General features: G+C 74.1%; 2 protein-coding genes. Both read left to right on the plus strand.

Features of this window, described 5'->3' with window-relative positions; translation table 11 throughout:
* Positions 1–1,937, plus strand: a 1,937-nt coding sequence (locus AB0G16_RS38640) for an AAA family ATPase (protein WP_362815983.1), incomplete at its 5' end; no start/stop codon positions are given.
* Between the two features lie 210 nt (positions 1,938–2,147).
* Positions 2,148–2,553 (plus strand): DUF4158 domain-containing protein (locus tag AB0G16_RS38645; RefSeq protein ID WP_362815985.1); only part of this gene is annotated, 406 nt, incomplete at its 3' end.

Consider the following 2,553-nt stretch of genomic DNA (forward strand, 5'->3'; position numbering starts at 1 on the left):
CGAAGGTCGTGATGATCGGCGACCCGCTGCAGCTACGCGCGGTCGGCGTGGGCGGAACCTTCGCCGCGGCCCACCGCCAGATCGACGGCCTGGTCCTGTCGGAGAACCGGCGCCAGCGCGATCCGATCGAGCGCCAGGCGTTGCTCCAGTGGCGCGACGGCGACCGCACCGAGGCCCTGCGAACCTGGAGTCGCGGCGGCCACGTCCATGCCGGGCGTGATGCCACCGACACGCTGGGCGCGCTGCTGGCCGACTGGGCCAGGTTGCGCGTCGGCTACCGCGACGACGTCCACGACGAGCTCGCCGCCGTCCTGGTGCTGGCCGGCACCAACGCCGAGGCCGATCGCCTCAACGCGGCCGCCCGCGCGATCCGTCGCGAGCACGGCGAGCTGTCCGGGCCGGACGTCGCCTATCGGCTGCCGGGCGGGCGCGTCCTGGAGCTGGCGGTCGGCGACCACGTGCGGGTGCGCGCCAACGACTACCGCGCCGAGCGAAGCCGGGGAGCGCGCGCCGATGTCCTGAACGGCTACCGGGGCGTGGTGGTGGCCATCCATCCCGACCGGTCGGTGGACGTGCAGTGGCGCGGCCTCGGTGGCCACGGCCCGGTGCCGGTCACCGAGCGCTTGAGCGCGGTTTCCATCGCCGCCGGCGGCCTGTCGCACGGTACGGCCATGACGGTGGCCGCCGCCCAGGGCCTGACCAGCCAGCACACGCTGATCTACGGCATGGGCCTGGACCCGCATACTTTGTACGCGGCCATGAGCCGTGACCGGCTTTCGGCGCATCTGTACCTGCCGCGCAACGTGCTGGAGTCCGACGCCGACCGCGCCCGGCTCGGCGAGCCGCGCAACCGGGCCGAGGAGCTGCACCGGGCCCTGGACGCCTACGCCGCCACCCTGCACGGCGACCGCGCCGACCACCTGCTCACCCCCGAGCCCGAGCCGATCGCCAGCGTGCGGGCCCGCGAGCTGGCCGCCCTGGAGGCCGACACCGCCCGGGTGGTGGCCGCGCACGTCGCGCTGGGCGAGGTCACCCGCCCCGACCGCCCGCACGGCCTGATCGGCGACGAGGAGCTGCAAGCGCGCATCACGGCGACGGCCACCCGGGCGGCCGCGCTCGCCGAGCAGATCGAGCAGCACCAGCGGCGCGAGCACGAGCTCGCCGAGCGCATCACCGCCGTCCGCGCCCAGGTGCAGGGCGAGCTCGTCAACGAGCGCACCCGCTTGGCGCACGCCCTGGACCAGGCCCAGGACGCCGGTGGCCGACGCGGAGACGCCCAGGGCACCTACCGCCGGGCCGAACAGCGCGCCCGCCAGCTCCAGGCGGCGCTGCGCGAGCGCAGCAGCGGGCTGCGCGGCTGGCTGCCCAGCCCTGAGCGCACCCGGCTGGAAGAACGCCTCCGGGAGGTCTCCCGGGCGATGGCCGATGCCGCTCGCCGGGCCGAGGTCGCCGCGCGCGCCGAGCAGGCCGCCCTACAGGCCGCGCGGCAGGCCTCCCCCTCGTGTGCGACCCTCGCCGACCTCCAAGAGCGCCAGCGCCTGCTGAGCGGCCGTACCTCCTTCGCCGCCGTGCTGGAGAAGAGCACCGCGGCCCGCCTGGAACAGCTCATGCCGGGCTTCGCCCAGCGCCAGCGCGCCACGGCCGCCCGCCTGCGATCCTCCGACGCCCCCACCTCCCCAGAAGGCCAGCACCGGCACGCGACCGGCCTGCTGGCCGCCTTGACCGCAGAGCAGGAGCACCGCCGCCGACTCGATGACGACGCCCGGCGCCACCAGGAGCACGCCCGCTGGGATCCGGCCGCGGCCGACCTGGCCGCCTCCCGGCTCGAACAGGCCCGCACCCAAGCCCCCCAGCGGCCGGTCGGCACCCGACCCACCTACCGCCCACCGTCCTCGCGCATCTCCCCGACCACACCCCGCCAGGGACGCAGCCTCTGACCGGGCGCCGACCACCCCAGGCAGTTGTGCGACTTGTGCGACACCCTTACGGCCCTCCGCTCCCGAACATGTCCCCAGCCGCCAGGTAGCGGAGTGAGAGGTCACGATTGCGGTTCGTGATCGTTTCGGTGCGGTGAATGTGGCTGGTTGGGTGGAGTTTCCGCTTGATCGTGTTCGTGTCGGAGGCGGTCGGGTGGAGGGCGGGTTTGGGTGCGTCGGGAGTGGGAGCCGGAGGAGCTGATCGCGGCGTGGACGCTGCTGGACGGCGACTGGGAGCTGGTGGGGAACAAGACGGGGGCGACCCGTCTGGGGTTCGGCTTGATGCTGAAGTTCTTCGAGCAGGAGGGCCGGTTCCCGCGGCACGTGGGTGAGCTGCCCAGGGCTGCGGTGGACTATGTGGCCGGCCAGGTGAAGGTCGAGCCGGCGTTGCTGGCGGAGTACGACTGGTCGGGCCGGTCGATCGAGCGGCACCGTGCCCAGGTGCGGGACGCGCTGGGGTTTCGGGAGTCGACCCGGGCGGATGAGGATGTGCTGGCCGAGTGGCTGGCGGACAAGATCTGTCCGATGGTGTTCACGGACGAAGGGCTGCGAGCGGCGCTGCTGGCCCGCTGCCGGA

The organism is Streptosporangium sp. NPDC023615 (genome assembly GCF_040640155.1).
Taxonomy (GTDB): Bacteria; Actinomycetota; Actinomycetes; order Streptosporangiales; family Streptosporangiaceae; genus Streptosporangium.